This window comes from Anabaena sp. UHCC 0399 (genome assembly GCF_034931465.1).
GTDB lineage: Bacteria > Cyanobacteriota > Cyanobacteriia > Cyanobacteriales > Nostocaceae > Trichormus > Trichormus minutissimus.
The window spans coordinates 22,759-49,276 of the sequence record NZ_JAYGGZ010000043.1 but is presented as its reverse complement, the minus strand read 5'-3'; the positions used below and the strand labels follow the sequence as shown (position 1 = coordinate 49,276).

Here is a 26,518-nt window from a genome sequence, read left to right as displayed (position 1 = left end):
GTTGCTGAATTTGAATATAAATCATATTTTCACTCAGCAACGCCAAATATTAACTAGCAGGCTTTAAGACATCTAAAGCTAAATTCAACTTCAACACATTCACGCCAGATTCACCAAAGATACCTAAAAAACGACCATCAATATTTTGAGTAATTAAAGTTTCCAATTGGTTGGTTTCAACACCCCGCGCCTGGGCGACTCGTGCAATTTGCGCTTTAGCTCCTTCGAGGGTAATGTGAGGATCAAGGCTAGACGCTGATGTATAAACTAAATCTGCGGTTGGTTGCACTCCGAAATTTTGTAACCGTGTCAAGTCGCCGACAATTTTTTTACTAGGATCAGGATCATCTTTACCTTGGATACGTTCTAACAATGCTGGGTTACTAGGAGCTAAATTACTAGCACCAGAAACTCCAGTTTTTAAGATTCCCGCTTGATCATTTTTCGGATCAGCCGTGCTGTAGTTGGTGGTGCTGGGACGACTCCAAAAATATTGTTCACCAGCAAAAGGTTGACCAATTAATGCTGAACCAATTACCGTTCCTTGGGAGTTAGTAATTAAGCTAGCATTAGCTTGAAAAGGAAATAATATTTGTCCACAGAGTAGCATAAAAAAGGGATAAATAAATGCTGTCAATATCCACAGAGTTGCGGTAGAACGGATAGCTTTACTAATTTGACGGATCTGGCTCATTTTAAAATTTCTCTGGTTGAAAAATCACAACGAATAAATAAATACAAAGAGCAACTATCACTAATCCTAAAAGACTAATAGTGTAAACTTGCCAATGTGATACTTTTCCAGGTGTGGCGGCTGCAACGACTGGTGATAGCAGCACGTTAAAACACAGGATCAAAAATATAGTCAGAGGTATTCTGTGACTTTTTGCATTGATGAAGGCAACCATTTCTAAAACATCCTGTGATAGTAAATATTTCATGATTTTAACTTCTCAATTACATTAAGCTAGTCCAATGTTAGCAATCAAAACATCAATAATTTTGATAGCGATAAAAGGAGCAATCACACCACCAAGTCCATAAATAAAGATATTGCGCTGCAAAAGTTGATCAGCAGTTAACGGTCGAAATTTTACCCCAGTTAATGCTAGGGGAATCAACGCTGGAATAATCAAAGCGTTATAAATCAAAGCTGATAAAACCGCAGATTGGGTACTAACTAAACCCATAATATTTAAACCACTAACACCAATTCCCGGAAAAATAGCTGGAATAATTGCAAAATATTTGGCGACATCGTTAGCAATAGAAAAAGTTGTTAATGCTCCACGGGTAATTAACAATTGCTTGCCAATAGTGACAATATCAATTAATTTTGTGGGGTCAGAATCTAAGTCCACCATATTAGCAGCTTCCTTGGCTGCTTGTGTCCCAGAATTCATAGCTACACCAACATTTGCTTGAGCTAGTGCAGGGGCATCATTAGTACCATCCCCTGTCATAGCTACTAATTTACCTTGGGCTTGTTCACGACGGATTACCTCAATTTTATCTTCTGGAGTGGCTTCAGCAATAAAGTCATCAACTCCTGCTTCTTGAGCAATTACAGATGCCGTGATGCGGTTATCTCCTGTGAGCATGATAGTTTTAATTCCCATGCGGCGCATTTGGTCAAAGCGTTCTCTAATGCCGGGTTTGATAATATCTTTGAGATAAATTACGCCATAGATATCACCATCTTGACACACTGCTAATGGAGTTCCACCTAATCTAGAAACTCTCCCATAAGCTGCATCTAATTCGGGACTGATTTGCCCATTTCTAGAACGCACAAATCCTTTAATAGCATCTACTGCCCCTTTGCGAATTTCTAACCCATTGGGTAAGTCAGTTCCACTCATCCGCGTTTTAGCAGAAAACTCAATTCCTGTTGATTTTTTCGTGTCGAAATCCAATCTTGCGCCAAATTTTTCGGACAGTTTGATAATAGATTTACCTTCTGGAGTTTCATCAAATACACTGGATGCTAATGCTACTCTGGCTACATCATCCAAAGTATGACCGTTAACAGGAATAAATTCTTCTGCCAAGCGGTTGCCTAAAGTAATCGTCCCGGTTTTATCTAATACTAAAGTGTTAATATCTCCACAGGCTTCTACAGCTCGTCCAGAGGTAGCGATGACGTTAAATTGGGCAACTCTATCCATACCAGCAATCCCGATCGCACTTAATAATCCGCCAATGGTTGTAGGAATCAGTGCCACTAATAAGGCGATTAAAACGGCAATACTCACTGGTGATTTTACGTAGACTGATACTGTAGGTAACGTCGCAATCACCACTAAAAAGACTTGAGTTAAAACCGCTAATAAAACTGTCAGTGCGATTTCATTCGGTGTTTTAGTGCGGGCTGCACCTTCCACCAGGGAAATCATGCGGTCAATAAAACCTTGTCCGGGGTCAGATGTGACACGGATGACCAATTCATCAGAGATGATCCGTGTTCCTCCGGTGACAGAACTGGCAATATCTGTTCCTGGTTCTTTTAATACTGGTGCTGATTCCCCTGTAATTGCAGATTCATCCACAGAAGCAACCCCAGCAATCACCTCGCCATCGGCTGGAATCATGTCACCAGCAATAACTTTAATTTGGTCGCCGCGACGTAAACTAGTAGAACTAACTTCTTGAATCGTGCCATCAGAAAGCAGTTTGCGGGCGGTAGTATCAGATTTTGTGGCTCGTAAAGTGTCAGCTTGAGCTTTACCCCGTCCTTCCGCCACGGCTTCGGCAAAGTTGGCAAATACAATGGTGAAGAACAAAATTAAGGTAATTAAACCGTTAAACAATCGGGGGTTGTTACCGGGAGTGTTGCCGAAAAGGTTAGGCTCAATTGTGACTAATGCTGTAATAATTGTGCCGATCCAAACTAGGAACATCACCGGATTTTTGAGTAGATGTCGGGGATCTAATTTAACAAACGCTTGTTTAAATGCTCTGGTGTAGAGTCCGGTGGTTTTGGGTTTGGGTGTATGTTTGCGTTCTTGGCGAGTTTTGGTTTTCATGGGTGTTTTTTAACGCAGAGGGGCGCAAAGGTTTACGCAAAGGTTTTTAAGAGGCGATGAGGAAGGCTTCGGCGATGGGGCCTAAGACTAGTACAGGGAAGAAGGTTAATGCACCCAGGATGAGGATTACGCCGGCTGTGACTGTGGTGAATAGTCTGGTGTCCGTTCTGAGTGTGCCGGAGGTCATGGGAACGGGCTGTTTGCGGGACATACTGTCTGCTAGGAGTAGTAAGGCGATGATGGGGATATAGCGACCGGCTAAGATACTGAGGCTGGTAGTGAGATTCCACCACAGGGTGTTATCACCTAATCCTTCAAAGCCTGAACCGTTGTTGGCGGCGGCGGAAGCGTATTCATAAACTACTTGGGAAACACCGTGAAAACCAGGGTTGCTAATGCCTCCGAGGGTATCGGGGAAGGCAAAGACTATTGCCCAAGGAATTAAAATGGCGAAGGGATGAACTAAGAGGACGACGCTGGCGAGGATGATTTCTTTTTTCTCAATTTTGCGTCCTAAAAATTCTGGTGTGCGTCCTACCATTAAGCCTGTGAGAAATACTGCCAAAATTAAGTAGATAAATAGGTAGGCTGTACCTGTTCCTTGACCTCCCCAAATAATCTGCAAGAACATATTAAATAGAGTCACAAATCCACCGGGAGGCATTAAGGAATCGTGCATTCCGTTGACTGCGCCGCACATTGTAGCGGTGGTAGTGACTGCCCATAGTGCGGTTTGCGCCCAACCAAAGCGGACTTCTTTCCCTTCTAAGTTCGGTTGTTGTGACCCTAACAGGGCATTAACTTGGGGATTGCCTTGATATTCTCCTATAGCTGCGATCGCAATCAAGACCACAAATATAATAAATACCATCCAGTAGATTAGCCACGCTTGTTTACGGTTGTTGGCAAATACACCATAGGTGTAAATTAAGGCTGTAGGGATGGAAATCATGGCTACAGTCTCTAATAAGTTAGAGAAACCATTGGGATTTTCTAGGGGATGGGCTGAGTTGATGCCAAAAAAACCGCCGCCATTTTCTCCTAATTGTTTAATGATCTCAAAATGGGCGACAGGGCCGCGGGCGATCGCCTGGGTTGAACCTTCTAGAGTATTGGCGATTGCTACTCCTGCTAGGGTTTCTGGTACACCCGCCAAGATTAACAATAAGCCCCCCAGAATAGATAACGGTAGCAATATACGTGTAATTGACCTAGTTAAGTCAACATAAAAATGCCCCAATGGTCTACCAGTCAAGCCCCGAATAAACGCTATACCCACCGCCAAACCTGTTGCAGCTGAGGTGAACATTAAAAAACCTAAAGCAAACATTTGGCTGGCGTAGCTATAGGTTGTCTCACCTGAGTAGTGCTGTTGATTTGTATTGGTAACAAAAGATATGGCGGTGTGTAGTGCTAAATCCCAACTTGGTGCGCCGACACCAGTAGGATTTAGGGGGAGCAGTCCTTGTAACATGAAGATGGAAAACACCAACATTCCCATCATCAGATTGCTGTACAATACTGCCGTAGCATATTGTTTCCCTGTCATGTCTTGTTGCAAATACAAGCCACTCAAGGCGTAAATTAGCCTTTCCACGGGATTGAGTATGGGATCAAGTAGTGTTTTTTCTCCCATGTAAACACGAGCCATATATCTCCCAAAGAAGGGAGTGATAGCAATGACAATCATTAAGGTCAAAGCTATTTGTATCCATCCTTGCAGCATGAATTTTTTAAACTCCTGACAGGAATAGTGGAATTATTTAGTAAACACTCGTTAAATGAGTAGTAAATTGGATGGGTTTTCTGTAATACAAACTTTAATTCTGGTACTTGGGCTGAATTTAATGCCAAACTCAGCAATTCGTCCCCACAAAAGTTGGTTCTGCACTTGCTGAGATGACTTGATTTCCTCTGACAAGACCTATCAAAAAGCAGTTGAGTGGAAGTTGGAGATTACTTACAGCCACACCACACCAACAATTGTTGCTCTGTACTTTTACACTAATTAAACCTAATGCCATAACAGCATCTTTCCCTGGATAGAGACTGGCTCTATTTCTAGTTTTATTAATTTATATGATGGATTGTAGAAAATCTGAAAACAAGGTATAGAAGATATAAATAAACGTTTATTTAGTGTTTACTGTGTTTAGTTCCCATCTAAACGCCATATATTTTTAAATAAACGCGATTTTCATGAAATAAAATTAATATAGGATTTATATTTGATTTTTGAACAAATATGTATGGTGTGTTAGGCGTAAGCCGTAACGCACCGAAAGCTCTGGGGGTGCGAGATTTTTTCTCCAAATCAAACCGGATTTTATATAGAGTTGACGGTTATGAATGATTAAAAAAGAAGTAACTCAATAGAGATTTATTTGAGTAATTAACAGGTTATTAATAAATGGTCGAGTTCAAAAAGAATATACTATCTACGAAGATACAATATGTCAGAAGTTTGACTATTTTAGTGATATTTATCATATTAGGAGTTTTAGAGTATTCTACGCCTAGTGAATACGTATTTGGATATCTCTACAGTGGAGCGATTCTATTAGTAAACTCTTGGTTTGGAGAACGGGCAACTGTACAAGCCACATTTGTAGCAGTTCTCCTCACAATATTAAATGTATGGCTACCTGGAAACGCAGCCATGAAAATTTCTGTATTTGCTAGTCGTTTTATTGCTGCAATGGCTTTAATTGTAACGGGGTTTTTAAGTCAAAGATTGCGTCGTTCACAAGAAGCGATCGCTCTCACCAAAACCAAGTTAGAATCACAAGAGAAATTAGCAAGATTACGAGAAGATTTTGCTTCTACGCTTACCCACGATTTGAAAACGCCATTGTTAGGTGCAATTGAAACTATCAAAGCCTTTCAAAAAGAGCAATTTGGTGCAGTTTTACCAACCCAACAGCCAATCTTAGCAACAATGGCACGTAGCCATGAAACGTCTCTGCAACTATTAGAAACTTTATTAGATATCTATCGCAATGATACCGAAGGCTTAAAGCTGAATCTAGCACCTGTAGATTTAACTTTTTTGGCGGAGGAGGTTTCTATGACTCTAACGCAATTAGCTGCTAGTCGTCGTGTACATCTATCGTTTAATTATGGTGATTCAGATTTTAGGCGATCGCTGTGGGTAAACGGTGATGCACTGCAATTACAAAGAGTCTTCACTAATTTGTTAGTCAACGCTATTAATCATTCTCGACGAGGCGATCGCGTTGAGGTAGTCTTAGAGACACAAGCCTCCTATCAAGTAGTGAAAATTTTAGATACAGGTGCAGGTATTTCACCCGAAAACTTTCCCTACTTATTCGAGCGATTTTATCAAGGACATAGCGACAGACAAGCGAAAGGTTCTGGATTGGGACTTTACCTATCTCGCCAAATTATTGCTGCACATGGCGGTATAATCTGGGCAGAGAACAGAATGCCTACTGGTGCGATCTTTAGTTTTAAACTACCAGTTCTCCCAATGAGTGCTGAGTATTGAGTTGTGAGTAAGGTTATCTGTCTCTCATTCCCCAGTCCCCAGTCCCCAGTCCAAATGTCTTCTACCCCAATCAAAATTCTCTTAGTTGAGGATGATGAACTCTTCCGCCTAGGCTTGCGTGTGCGATTGCAACAAGATAGCCTATTTGAGATTACGGCTGAAGCCGAAGACGGTGAAACAGCAATTGAATTAACTAAGCAATATCCTTTTGATGTTGTGCTTTTGGATGTAGGATTACCAGGGATTGGTGGAATTGAAGCCTGTCGTCTGATTAAACAACAAAATCCCCCTTTACCTGTATTAATCCTCACATCCCACTCCCAAAAAACCCTCATTACCAAGTTGATTGAAGCTGGCGCACAAGGTTATTGTTTAAAAGGTATTGCGGCGGAAAAATTAGTATTAGCACTGCGTTCAGTGGCGAGTGGTGCATCTTGGTGGGATGAAACTGCAACCCAAGAAATTCGTTCTTCTTTTACAGCCAATACGTCACAACTTGACTCCAACCCCCAAATCGCTAATCCTCTTACCCAGCGCGAACAAGAAATCTTAGAACTGCTAGCAGATGGAAAAACCAATCAGCAAATAGCTGAAATCCTCTACATTACACCCGGTACAGTCAGGGTACACGTCCATGCTATCTTGCATAAATTAGAAGTCAGCGATCGCCAAGCAGCAGTTATGATGGCTTTACAAAAACAATTGATCAAACACAACAAATTTCTTTGACAGTCCCCATGTTAGATTTAGAATTTTATTTATTCCTATAGGTTATAACTATAATCTGTAAATTTATTTTACTTTTATACTCATGAAATCCCTGAAAAACATCGTCAAAATATCAATTTTACTGACTTTCATTACCCACATCCAATCACCCCCGGCGTGGGCGGATGTTTTACCTCCCGGAGAATCTCCAGTTTCTTACTGTTTCCAAATAGCAAATCTTAATAAATATTCCAATTATTTATTAATTGCCCAGATAAAATCACAAAACCCCAGTCTACCAACATATAACAGAATTATCAAACAAGGTAAATGTTTGGAATTAAATGGGTATCGAGAGTATAGCGATATCTACGCCATCGAAAAATCTCAAGTGAAATCTCAGGATATTCTTGAGAGTAATGGAGATGAATCTATTAAAGACTGGGATAGTAAAGCATCGCTTTTAATTCATAGTAAAAATAGTATTTCTTCTCTGCGATTATTACCAGATAGATATGGAGTCAAAAAAGTCTCTGATATTTTAGAAATTGTGGCGATTACACCCAAATTTATCGAATTAAAATATAAAGAAGTCATCTATACTTCTCAACTAGACACTTCAGAAATAAAAGCTTATCAAGCACAAGATAAAAGACCTTTACCTTCCTTTAATCATCAAGTAAACTTTTTAAATTTGATAATCCCTGGACTATCAATAGTTGGCATGATGCTAGTTTATAAAAAATCAAAAATTTTCAGAAACCAAAGCTAATTTTCAGAATAATGTCAATAGTTGTGGCTACTGTTTTAGTATTAATTAGTGCAATATTATCTGTTGCTTTTCCTCTTGCTACTTACACATTTACGTTAGCAACATTTGGACTTACCCATGTTTTAACAGAACTACATTACGTTAATAATCGCTTTAGCCAGCGTCTTGGAAATGATTTGCGTTTGAGAATTAACCAGTTATTATTACTAATCATTTGTTTTCGCAGCTTGCAAGTATTTGGACTAGTTTCTACTTGGGTAAGTATCCCCTTAGAATTAAGTTGTGTAATTGGATTAGTTGCACTTGTGACACCAGTATTAGTGAAAAAAGACTGGCGATTAGGAATTTTGGGGATTGCATTATGTGCCATTCTCGCCGTAGGGATATTTTGGTCAGCAACTCTCACGTTATTGTTGTTAGCTGTATTACATAACATTACCCCAGTGGGATTTATCGCTGAAAAATTGCGAGGTAGACAACGAAATTATGCTTTATTAGCCTGTTCTATAGTATTTATTTTAGTTCCCTTAGTTATTATTTCTGGACTCCTCGACCAATTTTTATCTTCTATTGGTTTAGTAGACTTAAAAGCATCTTTATTTCCCGCAGGGGGACTGGAGTTTCATTTGGGAGTATTTATACCACCGCAACTACAAAATCAAGCGATCACAATTCATGCTTTTTCCGCAGCAGTGTTTCTACAATTTATGCACTACGCCGTAGTTATTGGAGTCTTACCTAAGTGGGAGAATCCTCATCAATATAAAATAACTAACAGTTTTTTTCCTTGGTTAGTGGTGTTTTTAAGTACGTTGTTATTTGTTGGGTTTACTGTATCATTCATCAATGCCCGTGCTGTTTATGGAATTATCGCAGCAGTTCATGCTTGGGTGGAAATTCCAATTTTGCTTCTAGCTTTAGCAATCCCAGAAAAAAGCAAAATGAATTGTGAAAGTATTTCATCTTGACAATTTATGAATTAACAGCCCGCCTAAAAACGAAGTTGTATTAGCAATCATGGATAAAAAAAACCCTTTTCGCCAATCTAACTTTAAAAATATTTTATATAGAATACCTTCAGCAATTACAACTAAACTTTCTATTATTGCTACTCTCAGAGGAAATTTCATGTAAGGAATCAGTATTTGGTTACTTTCCCAAGCTAGGGGATGGGTAAAGAGGGTTGCAGCACACGCTAAAATTAACGTATTGTAGACATCCCCACGAGAACGTATTTGCTGGGTAATTCCTAGTAGAATTAACACTGTCGGTAGCTCAATTACCCAGGAAATCATTAATGCTAACAACTGCGTCAAGTCGCTTCTCATACGAGACACTACGCGAACGCTCCAATTAAAAATTAAAAATTAAAGACAATTAGTGGGGGCTTGTAGCTTGCTGTAGGCTATGTGGAACAAATTTTTCGGCTGTGAAATATACTTCTGTTTTTAACCCTAGGGTATCGCGGCGATCGCTTCCTGCATTGACAATGATATGAGATGAATTAATTTTAGGTAATGGTGAGGTCAGAGAAAGATAAATTTCATCATTGATAACTATTTTATTAGCCGAGATTTTTTCTACATTTTTGATAGTTTTAACGCCAACATCACCATTGCGATAACAGAGTCTACCAAAGGCTAAACCAGTTACCTGTGGTGGAACTTCTAGCAGATAAAAGTGGTCAGAGGAAAGCCATTCTTGCCAACTTTTATCACCCCCACGACCGAGATAATAAATAGATGATTGGGGAAACTTTAACCAAACCTTAGCAGAGAGAGATTGCGGAAAAATAATTACGGGAATTGTTCTGTCAGGCTTCAGGGAGATTTCTCTGAATAATGTTCCCCCTCGATACTTAACTCCATTCGCATCATATTTATCGACTGCGATGACTTCCGATCTTGCTGTTAGTGCTTTAGCACCTTTACAAAACTTTACACGTTTGGCATCTTTTGATTGGAATGAATTGATTTGAAAAAAAATGAGAAAACTAATCGAGATTAAACCTAATACTATGAGTACCCAAGCAACTCGATTAATTTTCATAACTATTCCCCGACACGATATTAATCCTTAAGACTGCTGCCAGCAACGGATAAACAGTGCGCCACCTGCTACTAGCTTGATTACTTCTAGGAAGAAATAACTACCATGAAGCAGATTCATCTCTGCGGGAATTGTCGATACTGTGTCAAATAAATTGAGATGAACACCAAGCGCACACATTTGCGGAGTTAATAGATAGGTGTTTAAAAGAGCGATCGCAAATAGTATGACTGCGAAAAGTAGACAGTTAGTATTCCACTGATCATAAGTTTTTCTCCAAGCCAGTACACCAGTCAGAACTCCGGCGGCAAATAATAATTCTAGGCGATTAAAAGCCCAAAAAATCACATAGCCAACGGTAGTAAAACCATCTTGGTTCATCATGCCAGAGAGATAAAGACTAGGCATAATTACCCAATCTAATACGAGACTAGCACTTAGCCAAAAGCCAAGAGCAAGCAAGACAGCATTTTGCCAACTTGACCGTCTGAATTCAAATTTAGAAATAGTATTCATAAGAATAATTGCCTGTGTTGTACCTTTAGTTTCTAACCTCAACAGTAACTTTGACAACACTTATCAACTAAGTTTAACAAAACCTTGAAGCTTTAAGTAATAATAGTGATTCTTGCAATGTATTAATAATAAATATTAATTTTTTTAGAGAGTTTTGAACTAATATACCCGGTATAATTGTGATCTAGTTGGTTATATCAATAAAGCCATGCGCCTTGCAGTTGTATTGGGTACAGCGATCGCTACCACAGCTTTAATATGTAGTCAGAGTCAAGCGATTCAGCTACAAGATGGGACAGTGTATTTTGTTCAACCGCCTCGCCTAGTCGAATCTGCAACTACATACAATGAAGTCTATATCTGGGGTGCAACCTATTATTTCACTGTCAGCGTGCCAGAAAATGCGGGTGAACCATTACAAAAGATGACGATTAATCAGCGTGAGGGAGTAGATCATATTCGTTTTGACCTGAAAAACACTATTGCCTTTGAGGGTACACGCTCACGCAGAGGTGAGAGCATTAGATTAAAAGATGTAACTAGCGATCGCAAAACTAGAACAGTATCTTTAATCTTTGACCCATCAGTATCACCCGGTAAAACTATCACCATAGGTTTAAAACCCTGGCAAAATCCCTCATCTGCGGGTGTTTACTTATTTGGAGTGACCGCTTTTCCCCAAGGGGAGAAAAACCACAGTCAATTTCTTGGTTTTGGCAGATTCCATTTTTATAACCATAGAAGTAACTATTTTCCCTTCCTTTATGGTTGGTAATAATAATTCAAAATATCCTCTAGGTTAGGTTTACGGCGACCTAGGAAAACAAGCTACAAAATTCAAAAATAAATATATTTATAGGATTCATATTTGATTTTTAAATATACGTAGGCTTTGCTCATTCTACGTTATTTAAAATGTTTTACATATCACTTGTAATTTTTACGCCAGTATTTTTTATACTTAATCAGCTAGTAAAATAAATTACTCAATATTAGTAATTATCCGCATTATGCAGTCATCTTCATCAAAATTTTAACTAAATTAAGCTTCTAGGATATCGCATATACAAAGTTAATATATGACTATCGGTAGATTTACACAAAGTTTTATTAACCTTATCTTAATTTAAGAGCTTTGCAAATCAAGCACTTCAGTTTTTACAGTCTCATGAACAAACCATTTCAGCCAAAAAAGCACATTTTTCTCGTTTAAATAAGCCTTGATAAATATGGTGAATTTTCAGGCTGATGGATCACATTTATACCCATCAGGCAATCATTATCATGTGTTAGAGCAATCATGTATTACATAAAAAGGAAGCTTTTCCACCGCTAAGTTTTAGTGATTTATCGATCATTCCTCAACAGAGAAACAAAGCTGTGGTCAAGTATTTCGATACAAACCAAGACAATCATGCAAAAATTAATTACCAACAAATCAATATACACGCATCAAAGCAAAATTGTTTTGCTAGTCACTTTAGCAACGATTATTCCGTTATCTTCAGTTTTAATAGTTGTTTATTTGACAACTGATTTAAATTTATCGCATTTGACAATGGATCAATCGGCGGTAGCGAATGTACCTCCCTACATAGGATTATTTTCTAATATTGGTATATTATTGTGGTGTATATGTGCAGCAATTTGTTTATTTAGTTATGCGATTCTCAAAGTAACTAATCAAGCTCAAGAATATGCCAAATTTTTTCTATATTCTGGTTTATTAACCACTTTATTGTTAGTGGATGATTTTTTCTTACTGCATGAAGCTGTATTTCCCAAATATCATATTAGTGAACGTATAGTATATGCAATCTATATGATTTTGTTCTCCTCATTTTTCATGAGGTTTAGAAAAATTTTCAAAAAAACAGAATTTCTGATTCTTTTAGCTGCAATCCTATCTTTAGGGCTATCTATAATTTGTGACACTATATGGCAAGGAATACCTACTTTTATAGAGGATACATTTAAGTTGGTGGGAATTACTACTTGGGTAACTTATTTCGTGCGGCTATGTCTGCGCGAGATTAGTAGCATATTGAATGTTTCACCTTTAAAAGAGCAAGCATCTTCTCTGATTAGATAGACACACAGTATTTACTTTTCCTGAAAAGTCCAAACACCCTCATCCCACTCAGAAGTTGTTGGGGGTGATTGTAACCAATGCTGACAACGTAAAAGATACAACATCGCAGCTTTATCATGCTTATCTGCTGCTAAAACATTGGCAAATTCTGCTCTAGCTAAAGCAAATTCTTGTCGAAGATAATACTCACGACCTTTGTGATAATGCTCTATTACTTGTAATTTGTCGCTACCAATGGGATCTGAACGTAAACCCACTAATTCGTAGATAGCTACCGGCTCGTTTCTACCTTTAACACGAATGTAGTCTAGTTCTCGCGCCCAAATATGATTTTGGCAAGGTTTAAAAGTATTATCACTGAGAATAATATCGCAACCATATTGCTTACTCACACTTTCCAGGCGAGATCCTAAATTAACACCATCACCAATCGCAGTAAATTCCATCCGTTTACTAGAGCCGATATTACCACTAATGACAGTATCAGAATTAATGCCTATGCCAATATTAATTCTCGGTTTATTAGCAGCGTAGCGACGTTGATTAAATTCCTTTAAGCGATGGCGCATTTCGAGAGATGTTTGTACCGCCATCCAAGCGTGTTCTTCCAGAGGGAGAGGCGAACCAAACACAGCCATAATCGCATCACCAATGTATTTATCGAGAGTCCCTTTGTGTTTAAAAACAGCATCTACCATTGATTCAAAATATTCATTCAGCATACTTACCACTTCTTCCGCTTCCAGATTTTCTGTCAAAGTGGTGTAGCCACGAATATCCGAAAATAAAATCGAAACTTCCTTGCGATCGCCTCCAAGTTTAGCATCATCTAATTTCAACAATTCTTCTGCTAATTCTTGAGTCATGTAGCGGTACATTGTACTCTTGAGGCGTTTTTCATCACTGATATCTTCCATGACTACCAGTGCGCCACAAACTTGCTGTGGGTCGCTAGCATCAGCAATCGTATTAATCGATAAATTGATACTGTGTTTTTCTGGTGCTGAACCTATACTTAATAAGGTGCGGTCTGGATAATATTGCTGACGAAGCTTCAGGTCTTCACCGTGTAAAGCATTTCCATACCATTTACTAAAATCCCCTTCTTGAATGGCGATCGCCTCATTAATTAATTTACCTTCTAAACGGTCTTCATCAGCCAATCCCAATAACCTTTTAGCACTTTCATTCGCCGCAATAATTGCTCCTGCTTTATCTGTGGAAATTACACCATTAGAAAGACTCCGCAGAATATCCCGTTGCATTTGTTCTTGCTGCTTCACTTTGGCAAATAACTGGGCATTTTGCAGGGCTACCCCAGCTTGAATATTAAAAGCCTCCATAAATTCTTCATCATTGCGATCAAAACTTGCTTGGAAGCATTCAGGAGCTTGAGGCCAATCAAGTGGATTATAGTGTGGAAAATCCCCTGATTTCTTTTTATTGACTAATTGAGTCACGCCGATTAACTCTTGATCGGCGTTAAATACGGGCATACAAAGTAAACTACAGGTACGATAACCATTTTGCTGGTCAATTTGTTTGGCTGTTTCCGAGTCGGGATGGTTATACAAATCAAAAGGAATATTGAGTTTTTGACCAGAGGCTGCAACTATACCAGCAAAACCCTTACCGATAGGAACTCGTAACTCCCTAGTAGAACCATCATCTTGAGTAATTTTAGTCCATAGTTCATGGCGATCGCAGTCTATCAGCCATAAGGTACTGCGATCGGCGTTCATCAATTCCTTGGCTTCATCCATTACCCGTTTGAGGGTATCTTCCAAGTCTAGACTGCTTTGACTCAGAGACTTAACCGCCTTCATCATTGCAGCTGCGGCTCTTTGTTTTTGAGTCGCGATGTAAAAAGAACGTGACGACTCTAAAATCAGGCGAATAGAAGGGGCAAATTCCTGAAATAAGTCTTCATCAACACCAGTAAAGCCAATGGTATCAATGCGTTCTGCCAGTGGCGCATCATGATTATATGTAGACTTTAATTTGTTGAGTAACTGTAACACTGCTACTAATCGCCCTTGTTCATTCAGTAGCGGTAAGGCCAGCATTGTGTAGGTACGGTAGCCTGTAATTTTTTCTTTTTCTTGAGCAAATATAGAGCGTGGATCGTTATAAAAATCGAATGGAATATTAATTACTTTTCTAAAAGTAGCCACTTCGCCAGCGATTCCCTTATCGGCGGGGATACGAATTTCTAAAGAGCGATCGCCTTCTCCTTCAGCGACTATTGACCACAGTTCTTGTTTTTCTTCATCTAGTAAAAAGATAGTTGTCCGATCTGCTCCCAATAATTCCCCAGTTTTTAAGGTAATTGACTGCAACATTTCTTGCAGAATTGTTTCAAAACCCTGGGAATCTAACATCGACAGGGTTTGATGCACAATCTGTAATTTCTGCTCAACTTCTGTAACAACTTGTTTAAAAGTATCTTGAGTCAGGGGAGCTAGAAATGTCGAAATAGTCCCTTTCCGGCGGGCTAGAGTCCCCACTGGAGAAGCATTTACTGGCAAACCTTGATTTTCTTGATTGCGAACACCAATAATCAAATCAGCCGTCTCCCCAAAACTACGCTGTTGAGCTGACATAGGTAATTTTTGATATAGCAGGATTAAAAAGTTAGAAATTCAACTAAGTGTTGCAGATGCAACTAGTGATTAGCATTACCCACAGTTTAATCTGTTGTTAACTCAGCGTCATCCTGCTTTACTCCTTGTTTTACCCAATATCCACAGGAGCTGGCCGCATCTTTAAAAATTTATATACAACCACAACTACAGAAGATTGTAGTTAAAAAATATACTTTAATATGCAAGCGATAACTTGCTTGAATGGCTATACCTGTGGACTATAGATATATGATTCCCTATGACTGAGCAAAACTAACACTTCTCGGACGAACTTGTGAAATGATGTACTTAATAAGCTGCATCCCTTTAAACATCACGAGAGGTATCAATGAACTGGATTAAAGTGATTCCCCAAGATGAACTACCACCCAATGGGCGTAAAGTGGTAAAAGTTGAACAACGCAAAATCCTGTTAATTCACCACAACAATCAAGTTTTTGCAGTAGAAAATTCTTGTCCCCACCTCAAGCTACCCTTACAGAAGGGCAAAATCACAGATGATGGGGCTATTGTATGTCCCTTCCATCGTAGTGCCTTTGATCTAGCTACTGGTAATGCTCAAGACTGGACTCCCTTTCCTCCTGGTATCGGTAAATTGATGGGTATGGTTTCCAAAGAAAAAGCACTCTCCGTCTTCCCTACCCGCGTTGAAGAAGGTAGCATTTGGGTTAGTTTATAGAGTTTCTACAAGCACCTAACCTTAACACCCTCCTCGCTTGCGCTGCGGTGTACACACAAGTCTAAGAACCTAACCCTACAACGTTTTGATCCCCCCTAACCCCCCTTAAAAAAGAGGGAATAGATTCAAAGTCCCCCTTTTTAAGGTGGATTTAGGGGGATCAGATGATTTGTGTATACACCGTAGCCCTGCTTGCGGGGAAGATGCTTTTCTCCTTTTTGTTCAACTACGAATTACGAATTAGAGTAATCACCGCCAGAACCAAACTTCCAAGCATCAATCAAGCGATGCCAATAATATTGTTGTGTATTTGGCAAATTCTTAATCCATATTTCTAGTATGGTACTTATCGCAAATAAGGCAGAGTATAATCCTAAATTACTATAATGTAATAGCCAATCTAACAAGTTAATTAAACCCACCTGTGGGATAATTTTAGCAACTAAAACAGGATGATTTAAACCAGTTTTTACTAATGTTTGTGTCAGGGCGGAAAACTGCACTATATCTTGTAAAAATGGTTTTAGCACTGGCGTTCCTAACTGCTGCATTTCCGCAAATACCGCCGAGAGTAATTGGTTAATTTGCTCTGGTGGAATTGTCTGATTAACACTAACACTCATAGCTTTTTGAAATAACCAAGTCACACTCAAACTAGGTTGGTATGGTTGCAATTGTGCCAAAGCTTTTGCAGAAATCTGCTCAGTTTGTAATGCCTCTTCAATGCCAATTGTTAACCGCTTCAGGTGACGCACCATTGCACCGAAACCACCAAAACTTAAGGGCGATTGACTACCACTACTATCTCCCACTGGTAAAATTCGATGCCAAGGGGTTTGGAGGGGACTTTGGCGATAAGTTGGGAAAAAACCAAACAAGGCGCGTTGAAATTTTAGTTGGCTCAATTCTACGCCTTGGTATTCTGGTAATAAACGCAGATATTCTTCAAATAATGTTTCTAAGCCCAAACGTTGGGGATGGGCATCCATATAAGTAAATAAATACGTTGTTCTACCATCTCTAGCGGGGAAAGCTTCCCAAAAATACTGACATTGATTCTGTAAAGAAGTAAATGATAATATTAAATCTCCAGCGTTATTTTCAGGGAAACCTTCGGCGCAACTTCCTACTACTAAACAAAGGGCATCTGGCTTTTTCCCTTGACGTGCTTGTTGAGTGATGGGGGAAAGATGTCCCATTGCGTCGAGTAATAATTTGGCTTTGAATTGATTATTAACTATCACCCCATCTGGATGAACCACTACATCGCTAAAGGGTGTATTTTCTAATAACTCTCCACCAACCGCGAGAAATTTGGTTTTCAGTGTAGCTAATAAATAAACCGGATTTACACCGATATTTAAGACATTTTCTACCCAAACTTCTGCACCATCTTTAAATTTGACCCTAGCTGGGTTGTATTGGGTAGCGATCGCACTTACCAATTCTGACTCTGTTAGCAGGTTCAATTCCACAAAGACTTCTAACTCTTGACGGGAGATATTCCACTCCTGTTCTCTTCCCCGCAAAATACCTCTTTCCAGCAACGCCACCCGCAATCCCCGCACTGCTAAGGCGCAACCAATTAAAATCCCTAAAGTCCCACCACAGATAATTACGTCCCAGTCTACAGCACCTAAAGGCTGTTGATTTTCTTTGACTAATGAAGGGACTGGTGCGGTATTTTCTCTGATAGATTTGAGGATGCGATCGGCACTACGCAAGCCGTCTAAAACATTACCAGGTAGTTGGTTGAGAATCTCTTCAGTCAGGGACATAACAGTTAACTCTAGCAGAGTTCCTTGTATTAAAAGTAGCTTTAATTGAATTTAAATTTATTATATACATAATTTTAATGCAATTTTTGCTGATTGTGTAAATGATGGCTGTTTTATTAATTAGCTCTTATTTTTTGTCTATGATGAACAAATTTATTGCCAAGAAAATAAGACATTAAGTATATATTTTGATCGGCAAATCTGAAATATTTATAGTTGTCAGCTTATAGCTTATACATCCTTAGTTAATGGGCAACAGAAAAATAATAATAAAATCTGTCTTGAGTAAGAATATTCTTTTTTTAATTGAATAATAAAAAGATTTACTATATACTCAACTCGTGCCGATTTATAAGAAATAAGAACAGACAAAAAGTGCGAGCTTAAGAGGACTTGCATATATGAAACTCCTCATAGAATGTGAGATAAAATTATGAGAATTGCCTTCATTGTCGGAAACTTTCCTGTCATATCAGAGACATTTATTTTAAATCAAGTTACAGGACTGATTGTTCGGGGACATAAAGTAGATATTTATGTCCATGAAAATAGGCAACTAAATAATTCTGCTAAGTTTCATCCAGATGTGGAAAAATATCATCTGCTAAGGTTAACTCATCATAAACCGGACATTCCTAACAATTACTTATATCGCTTTTTAAGAGGTCTGTTCTTAATCCTTGCAAATTTTCATAAAAGCCCTTTAATTCTGCTGCGATCGCTCAATATTTTCAAATACGGTAAACAAGCAGCTTCCTTGCGGTTACTGTATTTGGCTATCCCAATGTTAAAATCTTCACCCTATGATCTCATCCATTGCCAGTTTGGAACATTTGCCTTAGAAGGGATGAATCTGCGTGATATCGGTGCTATCACAGGAAAGTTAATTACTTCATTTCGTGGCTATGATATCAGTTTATTTGTTCAACAAAAGGGAGAAAATGTTTATGATTCACTATTTGCTAAAGGCGATTTTTTTCTCACCAACTGCGAATATTTCAGAGCCAGAGCTATCAAACTAGGTTGTGAACCTCAGAAAGTTTTAGTGCATGGTTCAGGAATAGATTGCCATCGTTTTCCTTACCAAGAAAGATATCATGAACCAGGTAGAAAAATCCGTATTGCTACAACTGGTCGTTTGATTGAAAAAAAAGGTATAGAATATAGCATTATTGCTGTAGCGAAAGTAGCTAAAATTTATCCCAATATTGAATATCACATCATTGGAGATGGAGAGTTAAAGGAAAACTTACAGCAGCTAATCCACTCCTTGAATATTTCTGAGCAAGTCAAACTAGTGGGATGGAAAACCCAGCCAGAAATCATTGATATTCTCACACAATCTGATATTTTTATCGCTCCCAGCGTCACAGCTAAAAATGGTAATCAAGATGCCCCAGTTAATACGTTAAAAGAAGCAATGATTATGGGTTTACCAGTCATAGCTACTACTCACGGTGGTATTCCTGAACTAGTTGAAGATGCGATTTCTGGTTTTTTAGTTCCAGAACGGGATACTGATGCTATAGCAGAAAAGTTAACGTATCTCATAGAGCATCCAGAAATTTGGCCATCAATGGGTCGTGCTGGCCATACTTTTGTCAAATCTCACTATGACATGAACAAGCTCAATGATGAGCTGGTGGAAATTTATCGCTACGTCATAACCAATAATTTACCTACTCCAGAGCCAGTCTTTGTTTCCACAGCAGCTATGAGATGAACCCTACAAAATTTATCACTCTTGATGCTGGCTGGAGCTATCCACAAATAGATCAATAATTTAGATTATCATGACAAACTCATCTGCGATCGCAACTCCCGACGTAACCATCATTGTTGCTCCACGAGAACGTTTCAGTTGCACCTGTGAAGCCCTAGAAAGTATTTACCAACACACTGATTATCCCTTTGAATTAATTTACGTAGATGGCGGTTCTCCCAGTCATATTAAAGATTATTTGGCACAGCAAGCACAACAAAAGCAATTTCAGCTAATTCGCACAGATTACTATCTTTCCCCAAACCATGCACGTAACCTTGCTTTGCGTCACGTCACCAGCAAGTATGTCGTATTTATTGATAACGATGTAGTAGTTACCCCCGCCTGGCTCAAGCCTTTAGTTCAGTGTGCAGAAGACACAAGTGCAACTATAGTTAGCCCCCTAGTTTGCCAAGGTAGTCCTTTACACACCGAAATACATTGTGCAGGTGGAGAATCGGGAATTAAGGTAGAAACTCAAGGCGAAATCATCAGACGACGGATGATTGAAAAGATTTATAAACAAGGTCGGAAGGTAGCAGATGTCCACCCCCAACTGCAACGTCAAAAAACTGGACTAGCAGAATTTCACTGCATGATGGTACGCACAGAAGTATTCCAACAAATTGGTCTTTTGGATGAAGCATTGCTAAACACCAAAGAACACGTAGATTTGTGTATCTTAGTAGCCGAAGCTGGCGGTACAGTCTACCTCGAACCTGAATCTCTGATGACTTACGTCACAGACAAACCATTACAGCCAACAGACATAAGTTACTATATGCTGCGTTGGAGTGATGCTTGGGAACTAGCCAGTCTCAAACGCTTAAGTGAAAAGTGGAATCTTACCGAAGATGAGTATTTCAAAAACAAGTACAAACGCTTGGGATGGCGGCGACAAATGGCAATTATCAGTCCTTTTGTACGTAAACTCCCTATTGGTAAATTTGGCTGGCGCGTAGCTGGGAAGCTGTTGCTAACTATAGACAAAGTAGTTAACCGTTATATGACTACCCGCTATGCTCAAAAACATTTGCAAAATCTGCAATCCAAAGCCCTGATACCACCAGCAAAATCTGCAATCACAGCATCGTCTCGTGGTTGATAAACTCTCATGAGGTCTGACAATTATGCTACCAGAGATAGTCTATAAGCCTGAGAGTATGCTTAGGCATCCCATTCAATTATTAAGACTAATGTGGCGAGACTTGTTAGCTTCTCGTGAACTGGCTTGGCGATTGATGGTACGGGATATAAATGCTCAATATCGGCAATCATTTCTAGGAATCGCTTGGGCTTTTTTACCCCCAATTGTTATGGCTGCTAGTTTTACTCTCGCCAATGAAGCCAACGTGATTAATATTGGTGACACAGATTTACCCTACCCAGCTTATGTCATGTTCAGCACGGCATTATGGCAGACATTTGTGGAAGCTTTAAATGGGCCGGTGCAAGCAGTAGCAGTAGCAAAACCGATGTTAGCCAGAGTGAACTTCCCACGAGAAGCACTGCTTTTAGCCAAGGTGGGCGAAGTATTCTTTAACTTCGCTATTAAGCTGATTTTAATCGTGGGATTATTTATCTGGTTTCGCATTCCCACCAATTGGACAGTGATTTTAACTCCAATTCCATTGATTCACTTAGTTTTGTTGGGAACATTTATCGGGATTTTATTAGCTCCTTTAGGGATACTGTATCAAGATATATCTAAAGGATTATCTCTCATTACAGGCTTTTGGCTGTTCCTCACTCCTGTAATTTATCCTATTCCCAAAGCGGGACTATTTGGATGGTTAGTAAATTTTAACCCGGTGACTCCCCTACTAGTAACAACACGAGAATTAGCCACAACCGGAATAGTATCAAATCCTGCTGGTTTTTGGTTGGTCAGTGCAATTACTTTAGTAGCATTATTAGTAACTTGGGTTGCATTCCGTTTGGCTATGCCTTTTGTGGTTGAGAGAGTTAGTTCTTAATGATGATTAAGTTAATAGAGCAAGAAACTTCCATAAATTCTCCAGATACTGATTTATTAATTTCAGTTGAGCAAGTTTCTAAAAAATTCTGTAGAGACTTAAAGCAATCTTTATTATATGGTCTGCAAGATATTGCCACAGAGTTATCAGGAGGCAATAGAAAAAGTGATACTTTGCGCCAAAAAGAGTTTTGGGCGGTGAAAGATATCAGCTTTCAATTACGCCGGGGAGAAGCTCTTGGTTTAGTAGGTTCAAATGGAGCAGGTAAAAGCACACTACTACGCATTATCAGTGGTTTGATTAAACCTGATACTGGATGTGTAAAAGTTAGAGGTAGATTAGCTCCATTAATTGCTTTGGGCGCAGGGTTTAATCCTATTTTGACGGGGCGAGAAAATATCTATGCTAATATGTCAATTTTAGGTCTATCTACTAAGAAGATAGCAGCCAAATTTGAAGAAGTAATAGATTTTTCTGGAATTGGTGATGCGATTGATGCACCAGTACAAACATATAGTTCTGGTATGGCTGCTCGATTGGGTTTTGCTTGTGCAGTACATATTGAACCAGATATTTTATTAATTGATGAAGTATTAGCTGTTGGTGATATTAGCTTCAGGATGAAATGTTATCACAAGCTAGCAAAATTACGGGAAGCAGGTACAGCATTCATTTTAGTTTCTCATAACCCCCACGTTGTATTAAATGTCTGTGAAAATTCTCTTTATCTAGCTAAAGGTCAATTAATCAGTGCTGGTGAAACTGAAGCAGTAATTCGCCAATATGAAGAGGACTTATCTTTAGGTGGAGAAAATGCACCTCCAGGGGTAATGTTATTACCAGAAAAACCTCAGAGTTTAGGTGTAGATATTGTCTCTATCTGTTTTAAAGATGAGCTAGGAAATACAATCGAAGCTCCCCGTTGTGGTGAACCTGCTTATTTTTGTGTAGAATGTCAAGTCAATCGTCCAGTTGAATCTGCTAACTTGGGTGTATTAATTTCTACGTTATCTGGACAAAATGAACGGGTTTTATATATGACTTCTGCCAGTGATAACGAAACTCTCAATCTCCTTCCTGGCAGAGTGGAAATCCAGATGCAAATGCCTTATTGTTGTCTATTACCTGGTATGTATAACGCCAAAATATATGTTAAAGAAGGCGTATGCTCATTTGATATTGTGGAATCTTATCGATTTGCTGTCAAAGCTGGAAAAGTTAGCAGTAAATCTTTGTTTTATCAACCTCGCGTATGGCAGGTGATTAGCAAAAATTGATGAACATTGAATTCGTGAACTGTTAATAATAACTGATATCTTGCACTATTATCAATAACCGTAGTTTGGGCAATGCCAATGAGGTAAAAATTGGGGTTTCATGGCAGTAAAAACATTGCAAAATCTACAAAAATTGGCATTAAATAACTGGTGCAAGATGTGATGCAAGACATATTTGAGATAAAATCAAGAGAAATCTATATTATGTCCCAATTAGTTTCAGTAATCATACCCTGTTTTAATGCTGAGAAGTGGTTAGCTGAAGCAATTGATAGCTGCTTACAACAAACCTATTCTCATCTGGAAATCATTGTCATTGATGACGGTTCTACAGATAACTCTTTGGAAATTATCAAAAGCTACGGCGATAAAATTATTTGGCGTAGTTATTTACATCAAGGCGGTAATTACGCTCGCAATAGAGGCTTTGATTTATCTCAGGGAAAATATATTCAATATTTAGATGCAGATGATTATATTTTCCCTGAAAAGATAGAAAAACAGGTCAGTCTGTTAGAAGCTACAGGCGCAGATGTTGTTTATAGTGACTGGAGACATCAGCGTCATTTAGCTGATGGTTCTAGTGTTCTGGATAAAATAGAAATCGCTAAAACCCAAGCAGATATTTTAGCGGCTTTATTAGCAAATTGGTGGGTGGCTTTGGCTGCTTTAATGTATAAGAGAAGTGCAGTAGAAAATAGTCGGGGATGGGATGAAAATTTACCCGCCGCGCAGGATAGAGCTTTTTTTCTATCCGTGGTGATGAATGGAGGTAAAGTTGCGTACCAACCAGGCTGTTATGCTATCTACAGAAAATATGGTGCTGTGACAGTTTCGACTGCTTCTAAAAGTCGCTGGTTAAAAAGCCACCATCTAGTATTACAGAAAGTAGAACAGGAACTATTGCAAAGGAATCAACTTTCAATAAAGTACCGCCAGGCTTTAGCCAAATCATATTTTGAACTGGCTAGAGAAGCTTTATTTTTTGATTATTTCCAATATTTGATGTTCTTAGAAAAAGCTTTGGTAATATTTCCAGAGTTTAAAGCTAACAGTAAGAGAACAGTCTATCGGCTGGTTCAAGATATTTTAGGCTTTCGGCAAACTGAACGCATTGCCTGTAGTGTCTTATTTCTCAAAAGACTTGTAAATTCTAGCTTTGCGTATCCAAAAGAAAAATTTGGTATGACATCATAAACGTGATATTTATTGCTCGCCAAATAATATTGTACCTGCTAGAAGCGATCGCAGTTAGGTTAACGATTAATTTTGGCATCGGCTGTGGCAATGTAGATATAGGTACACTCCCAGAATCTGCATTGTAGGAAATACTAATGAATCGCTCTAAAATTGTAGCAATTATCACGGGGGCAATTTCTGTTCTATTAGCGATCGCTTATCTCATCGTTGTGCAAATATTAGACTATCGTGATATGCAGCCCGCCCCCATCAGTCAACTTCACCAATTATCAAAAGTTATGGCTTTGGTAATTACATCTGTATTTTAGTTGCTAACCTAGAGACGCAGCGAATAGCGTCTCTATATTAATTTTTATAACCATAGATAAAATTCGATGCTTTGTATGGGTTAGCCATAAGTTAACCTATAGAATAGAGTCTATGATTAAAATCAGAAAATTGATTATATAAGAATTAATTAGAGTAGACATCGTAGATTTATTTTGTTAAGTAATTCCTTTTTGGTAAATATAACGGTAAGCTTAAAACAATATTAAGCAAAAATAAATTCCCTTATCTACAATAATTTGCTGACTAGGAGCAAAGTTAAGTTTGCCCCCAGATTAGTTGATTTGTGCTGTAAATCCAGAGGTTAATTTCATGGCTCAGTTTCTACTAGAGACTGTTTGGCTAGTTCCGTGCTACGCCTTAATAGGTGGAATGTTGGCGATTCCTTGGTCGCCAGGACTCATTCGTAGAACGGGGCCAAGGCCAGCAGGTTATGTAAATCTAATCATGACATTTTTGGCGTTGCTTCATAGTGTCATAGCTTTACAAGCAACCTGGAATCAACCACCCCAAGAAGTATTTATACCTTGGCTATCAACCGCAGGTTTAAACCTGACTATCACCTTAGAAATTTCTGCGGTGAGTGTGGGTGCAATAGTGGTAATTACTAGCTTAAATTTGCTAGCACAAATTTTTGCGCTTGGTTACATGGAAATGGACTGGGGTTGGGGACGTTTCTATTCTTTATTGGGATTATTTGAAGCGGGATTATGCGCCTTAGTTCTATGCAATAATCTATTTTTTAGCTATGTAATTTTGGAAGTCTTGACTTTAGGAACATACCTATTAGTAGGCTTATGGTTCAGTCAACCTTTGGTAGTGACTGGTGCAAGAGATGCTTTTTTAACCAAGCGGGTAGGTGACTTATTCTTATTAATGGGAGTCTTGGGACTGTGGAATCTATCAGGTACTTGGAATTACACAGACTTAGCAGACTGGGCTGCTACTGCTCAAGTTGACCCCACTGTGATGGCATTGGTAGGTTTAGCTTTAGTAGCTGGGCCGATGGGTAAGTGCGCCCAGTTTCCTTTGCATCTGTGGTTAGATGAGGCAATGGAAGGCCCTGTCCCCAGCACAATTTTAAGGAATTCGGTAGTAGTTGCTAGTGGTGCGTGGGTACTAATTAAACTCCAACCTGTATTAACTTTATCGCCTGTAGTTTCGGCATTTATTGTTGCTATTGGTGCGGTTACAGCCATTGGTGCTTCATTAATTGCGATCGCGCAGATTGATCTCAAACGCTGTTTATCTTATTCTGTTAGTGCTTACATGGGCTTAGTGTTCATTGCCGTAGGCGCACAGCAAGACGATGCAGCATTACTTTTGGTACTCACCCACGCTTTATCATCTGCACTCTTAGTCATGAGTACCGGTGGAATTGTTTGGAATAGCATCACTCAAGACTTAACTCAACTGGGTGGCTTATGGTCACGTCGCCCCATTTCCGGTTTAGCCTTTATTGTGGGAACTTTGGGGTTAATTGGCTTTCCCCCCTTGGGTAGCTTTTGGGCTTTGTTAAAACTAGCTGATGGCTTGTGGGGAAATTACCCTTGGTTAGTGGGAATTGTGATTGCAGTTAACACTTTAACAGCAGTGAGTTTAACCAGAGAATTTGGGTTAATTTTCGGTGGTAAAGTAAAACAAATGAGTGAGCGATCGCCTGAAGTTCACTGGCCGATGATATTAACCATGATGATTTTATTAGGCTTTGTTTTACATCTGCCTTTGGTGTTAAAAAGTTTATCATTACTACCCAGTTGGGCAGACCTCAATAAAGATGTTGCACTATTACTAATTTGGTCAAGTATTTTTGGTTGCAGTATTAGCGCAATCATTTATTTAGGCAATATTCCCAAGCCAGTCCGCCTACCTTGGAAACCTTTACAAGACTTGTTTGCTTACGATTTTTACACACCTAAACTCTATCGCATAACCATCATTTTCGGCGTTGCCCAACTTTCCAAATTTGCTGATATGATTGACCGTTTTGTAGTTGATGGCATTGTTAACTTAGTTGGTTTGTTTTCCCTATTAGGTGGGGAAGGTTTGAAGTACAGCACCAATGGACAAACTCAATTTTATGCCTTGACCGTGCTTTTAGGTGTAGGTGTTTTAGGCGCATGGGTAACTTGGCCATTCTGGGGAGTACAGTTTTTAAGTTTGATTTTTTAATAGTAATGAGTAATGAGTAATGAGTAGGTAG

The 26,518-nt window shown here is 38.9% G+C and carries 24 protein-coding genes; 15 read left to right on the top strand and 9 right to left on the bottom strand.

Annotated features, from left to right (window positions below):
* Window positions 1–49 precede the first annotated feature (49 nt).
* Genes kdpC through kdpA form a run of 4 tightly spaced genes read right to left on the bottom strand, consistent with a single transcriptional unit; the run spans window position 50 to window position 4,752 of the window.
* Window positions 50–694, bottom strand: a complete 645-nt coding sequence (kdpC, locus tag VB693_RS21105) for a K(+)-transporting ATPase subunit C (protein ID WP_323267977.1) — start codon at window positions 692–694, stop codon at window positions 50–52.
* A 1-nt stretch (window position 695) separates the two neighbouring features.
* Window positions 696–941 carry a K(+)-transporting ATPase subunit F gene (gene kdpF, locus VB693_RS21100; RefSeq protein WP_323267976.1) on the bottom strand — a complete coding sequence of 82 codons (246 nt, stop codon included), beginning with the start codon at window positions 939–941 and terminating at the stop codon, window positions 696–698.
* A gap of 21 nt (window positions 942–962) precedes the next feature.
* Window positions 963–3,026: a potassium-transporting ATPase subunit KdpB gene (kdpB, locus tag VB693_RS21095; RefSeq protein WP_323267975.1), complete on the bottom strand. Its 2,064-nt coding sequence runs from the start codon at window positions 3,024–3,026 to the stop codon at window positions 963–965.
* Window positions 3,027–3,072: 46 nt separating this feature from the next.
* Window positions 3,073–4,752 (bottom strand): potassium-transporting ATPase subunit KdpA, encoded by a 1,680-nt coding sequence (gene kdpA / locus VB693_RS21090; protein ID WP_323267974.1) that lies wholly within the window; start codon window positions 4,750–4,752, stop codon window positions 3,073–3,075.
* Between the two features lie 684 nt (window positions 4,753–5,436).
* Between kdpA and VB693_RS21085 the strand changes: the two genes are divergently transcribed.
* The 4 genes from VB693_RS21085 to VB693_RS21070 all read left to right on the top strand — a co-directional run bounded on the left by VB693_RS21085 (window position 5,437) and on the right by VB693_RS21070 (window position 8,982).
* Window positions 5,437–6,534: a HAMP domain-containing sensor histidine kinase gene (locus tag VB693_RS21085; protein WP_323267973.1), complete on the top strand. Its 1,098-nt coding sequence runs from the start codon at window positions 5,437–5,439 to the stop codon at window positions 6,532–6,534.
* Window positions 6,535–6,588: 54 nt separating this feature from the next.
* Window positions 6,589–7,263: a response regulator transcription factor gene (locus VB693_RS21080; protein WP_323267991.1), complete on the top strand. Its 675-nt coding sequence runs from the start codon at window positions 6,589–6,591 to the stop codon at window positions 7,261–7,263.
* Window positions 7,264–7,345: 82 nt separating this feature from the next.
* Entirely contained in the window at window positions 7,346–8,014 is a 669-nt protein-coding gene (locus VB693_RS21075; protein WP_323267972.1) for a hypothetical protein, read from the top strand.
* 23 nt (window positions 8,015–8,037) lie between these two features.
* Entirely contained in the window at window positions 8,038–8,982 is a 945-nt protein-coding gene (locus VB693_RS21070) for a hypothetical protein (RefSeq protein ID WP_323267971.1), read from the top strand.
* Here VB693_RS21070 and VB693_RS21065 read toward each other — a convergent pair.
* From VB693_RS21065 to VB693_RS21055, 3 genes are read right to left on the bottom strand one after another with little or no spacing between them, the layout of a single operon-like run.
* A complete protein-coding gene (locus VB693_RS21065; RefSeq protein WP_323267970.1) occupies window positions 8,974–9,342 on the bottom strand; it encodes a hypothetical protein in 369 nt (122 codons plus the stop codon). The genes VB693_RS21070 and VB693_RS21065 overlap by 9 nt on opposite strands.
* Window positions 9,343–9,391: 49 nt before the next feature.
* Window positions 9,392–10,063, bottom strand: coding sequence for a hypothetical protein (locus VB693_RS21060; RefSeq protein ID WP_323267969.1), 672 nt, complete (start codon window positions 10,061–10,063; stop codon window positions 9,392–9,394).
* A 27-nt stretch (window positions 10,064–10,090) separates the two neighbouring features.
* Window positions 10,091–10,579 carry a hypothetical protein gene (locus VB693_RS21055; RefSeq protein ID WP_323267968.1) on the bottom strand — a complete coding sequence of 163 codons (489 nt, stop codon included), beginning with the start codon at window positions 10,577–10,579 and terminating at the stop codon, window positions 10,091–10,093.
* Window positions 10,580–10,787: 208 nt separating this feature from the next.
* Between VB693_RS21055 and VB693_RS21050 the strand changes: the two genes are divergently transcribed.
* Together VB693_RS21050 and VB693_RS21045 are read left to right on the top strand one after the other, a co-directional pair.
* The gene (locus VB693_RS21050; protein ID WP_323267967.1) at window positions 10,788–11,354 is read left to right on the top strand and encodes a DUF2808 domain-containing protein; all 567 of its coding nucleotides are present in this window, start codon (window positions 10,788–10,790) and stop codon (window positions 11,352–11,354) included.
* Window positions 11,355–11,993: 639 nt separating this feature from the next.
* A complete protein-coding gene (locus tag VB693_RS21045) occupies window positions 11,994–12,671 on the top strand; it encodes a hypothetical protein (protein WP_323267966.1) in 678 nt (225 codons plus the stop codon).
* Between the two features lie 11 nt (window positions 12,672–12,682).
* Here the strand turns inward: VB693_RS21045 and VB693_RS21040 are convergent, their stop codons facing one another.
* Complete coding sequence (locus tag VB693_RS21040; RefSeq protein WP_323267965.1) at window positions 12,683–15,274, bottom strand: GAF domain-containing protein; 2,592 nt, start codon at window positions 15,272–15,274, stop codon at window positions 12,683–12,685.
* 370 nt (window positions 15,275–15,644) lie between these two features.
* Here VB693_RS21040 and VB693_RS21035 point away from each other — a divergent pair, with 370 nt between their 5' ends.
* Window positions 15,645–15,995, top strand: a complete 351-nt coding sequence (locus VB693_RS21035) for a Rieske (2Fe-2S) protein (RefSeq protein WP_190708795.1) — start codon at window positions 15,645–15,647, stop codon at window positions 15,993–15,995.
* Between the two features lie 233 nt (window positions 15,996–16,228).
* Here VB693_RS21035 and VB693_RS21030 read toward each other — a convergent pair whose 3' ends face one another.
* On the bottom strand, window positions 16,229–17,773 hold the full coding sequence (locus VB693_RS21030; protein WP_323267964.1) for an FAD-dependent oxidoreductase: 1,545 nt from the start codon (window positions 17,771–17,773) through the stop codon (window positions 16,229–16,231).
* A gap of 433 nt (window positions 17,774–18,206) precedes the next feature.
* Between VB693_RS21030 and VB693_RS21025 the strand changes: the two genes are divergently transcribed.
* The 8 genes from VB693_RS21025 (at window position 18,207) to VB693_RS20990 (ending at window position 26,487) form a co-directional block, all read left to right on the top strand.
* The gene (locus tag VB693_RS21025) at window positions 18,207–19,496 is read left to right on the top strand and encodes a glycosyltransferase (protein WP_323267963.1); all 1,290 of its coding nucleotides are present in this window, start codon (window positions 18,207–18,209) and stop codon (window positions 19,494–19,496) included.
* Window positions 19,497–19,566: 70 nt separating this feature from the next.
* Window positions 19,567–20,640: a glycosyltransferase family 2 protein gene (locus tag VB693_RS21020; RefSeq protein WP_323267962.1), complete on the top strand. Its 1,074-nt coding sequence runs from the start codon at window positions 19,567–19,569 to the stop codon at window positions 20,638–20,640.
* A 25-nt stretch (window positions 20,641–20,665) separates the two neighbouring features.
* Complete coding sequence (locus tag VB693_RS21015) at window positions 20,666–21,511, top strand: ABC transporter permease (protein WP_323267961.1); 846 nt, start codon at window positions 20,666–20,668, stop codon at window positions 21,509–21,511.
* Between the two features lie 2 nt (window positions 21,512–21,513).
* Window positions 21,514–22,788, top strand: coding sequence for an ABC transporter ATP-binding protein (locus tag VB693_RS21010; RefSeq protein WP_323267990.1), 1,275 nt, complete (start codon window positions 21,514–21,516; stop codon window positions 22,786–22,788).
* Between the two features lie 204 nt (window positions 22,789–22,992).
* Window positions 22,993–23,985, top strand: a complete 993-nt coding sequence (locus VB693_RS21005) for a glycosyltransferase family 2 protein (protein ID WP_323267960.1) — start codon at window positions 22,993–22,995, stop codon at window positions 23,983–23,985.
* Between the two features lie 2 nt (window positions 23,986–23,987).
* Window positions 23,988–24,113 carry a hypothetical protein gene (locus VB693_RS21000; protein ID WP_323267959.1) on the top strand — a complete coding sequence of 42 codons (126 nt, stop codon included), beginning with the start codon at window positions 23,988–23,990 and terminating at the stop codon, window positions 24,111–24,113.
* Between the two features lie 9 nt (window positions 24,114–24,122).
* Window positions 24,123–24,296, top strand: coding sequence for a hypothetical protein (locus tag VB693_RS20995; protein WP_323267958.1), 174 nt, complete (start codon window positions 24,123–24,125; stop codon window positions 24,294–24,296).
* Between the two features lie 331 nt (window positions 24,297–24,627).
* Window positions 24,628–26,487, top strand: a complete 1,860-nt coding sequence (locus VB693_RS20990) for an NAD(P)H-quinone oxidoreductase subunit F (RefSeq protein WP_323267957.1) — start codon at window positions 24,628–24,630, stop codon at window positions 26,485–26,487.
* Window positions 26,488–26,518: the final 31 nt, after the last annotated feature.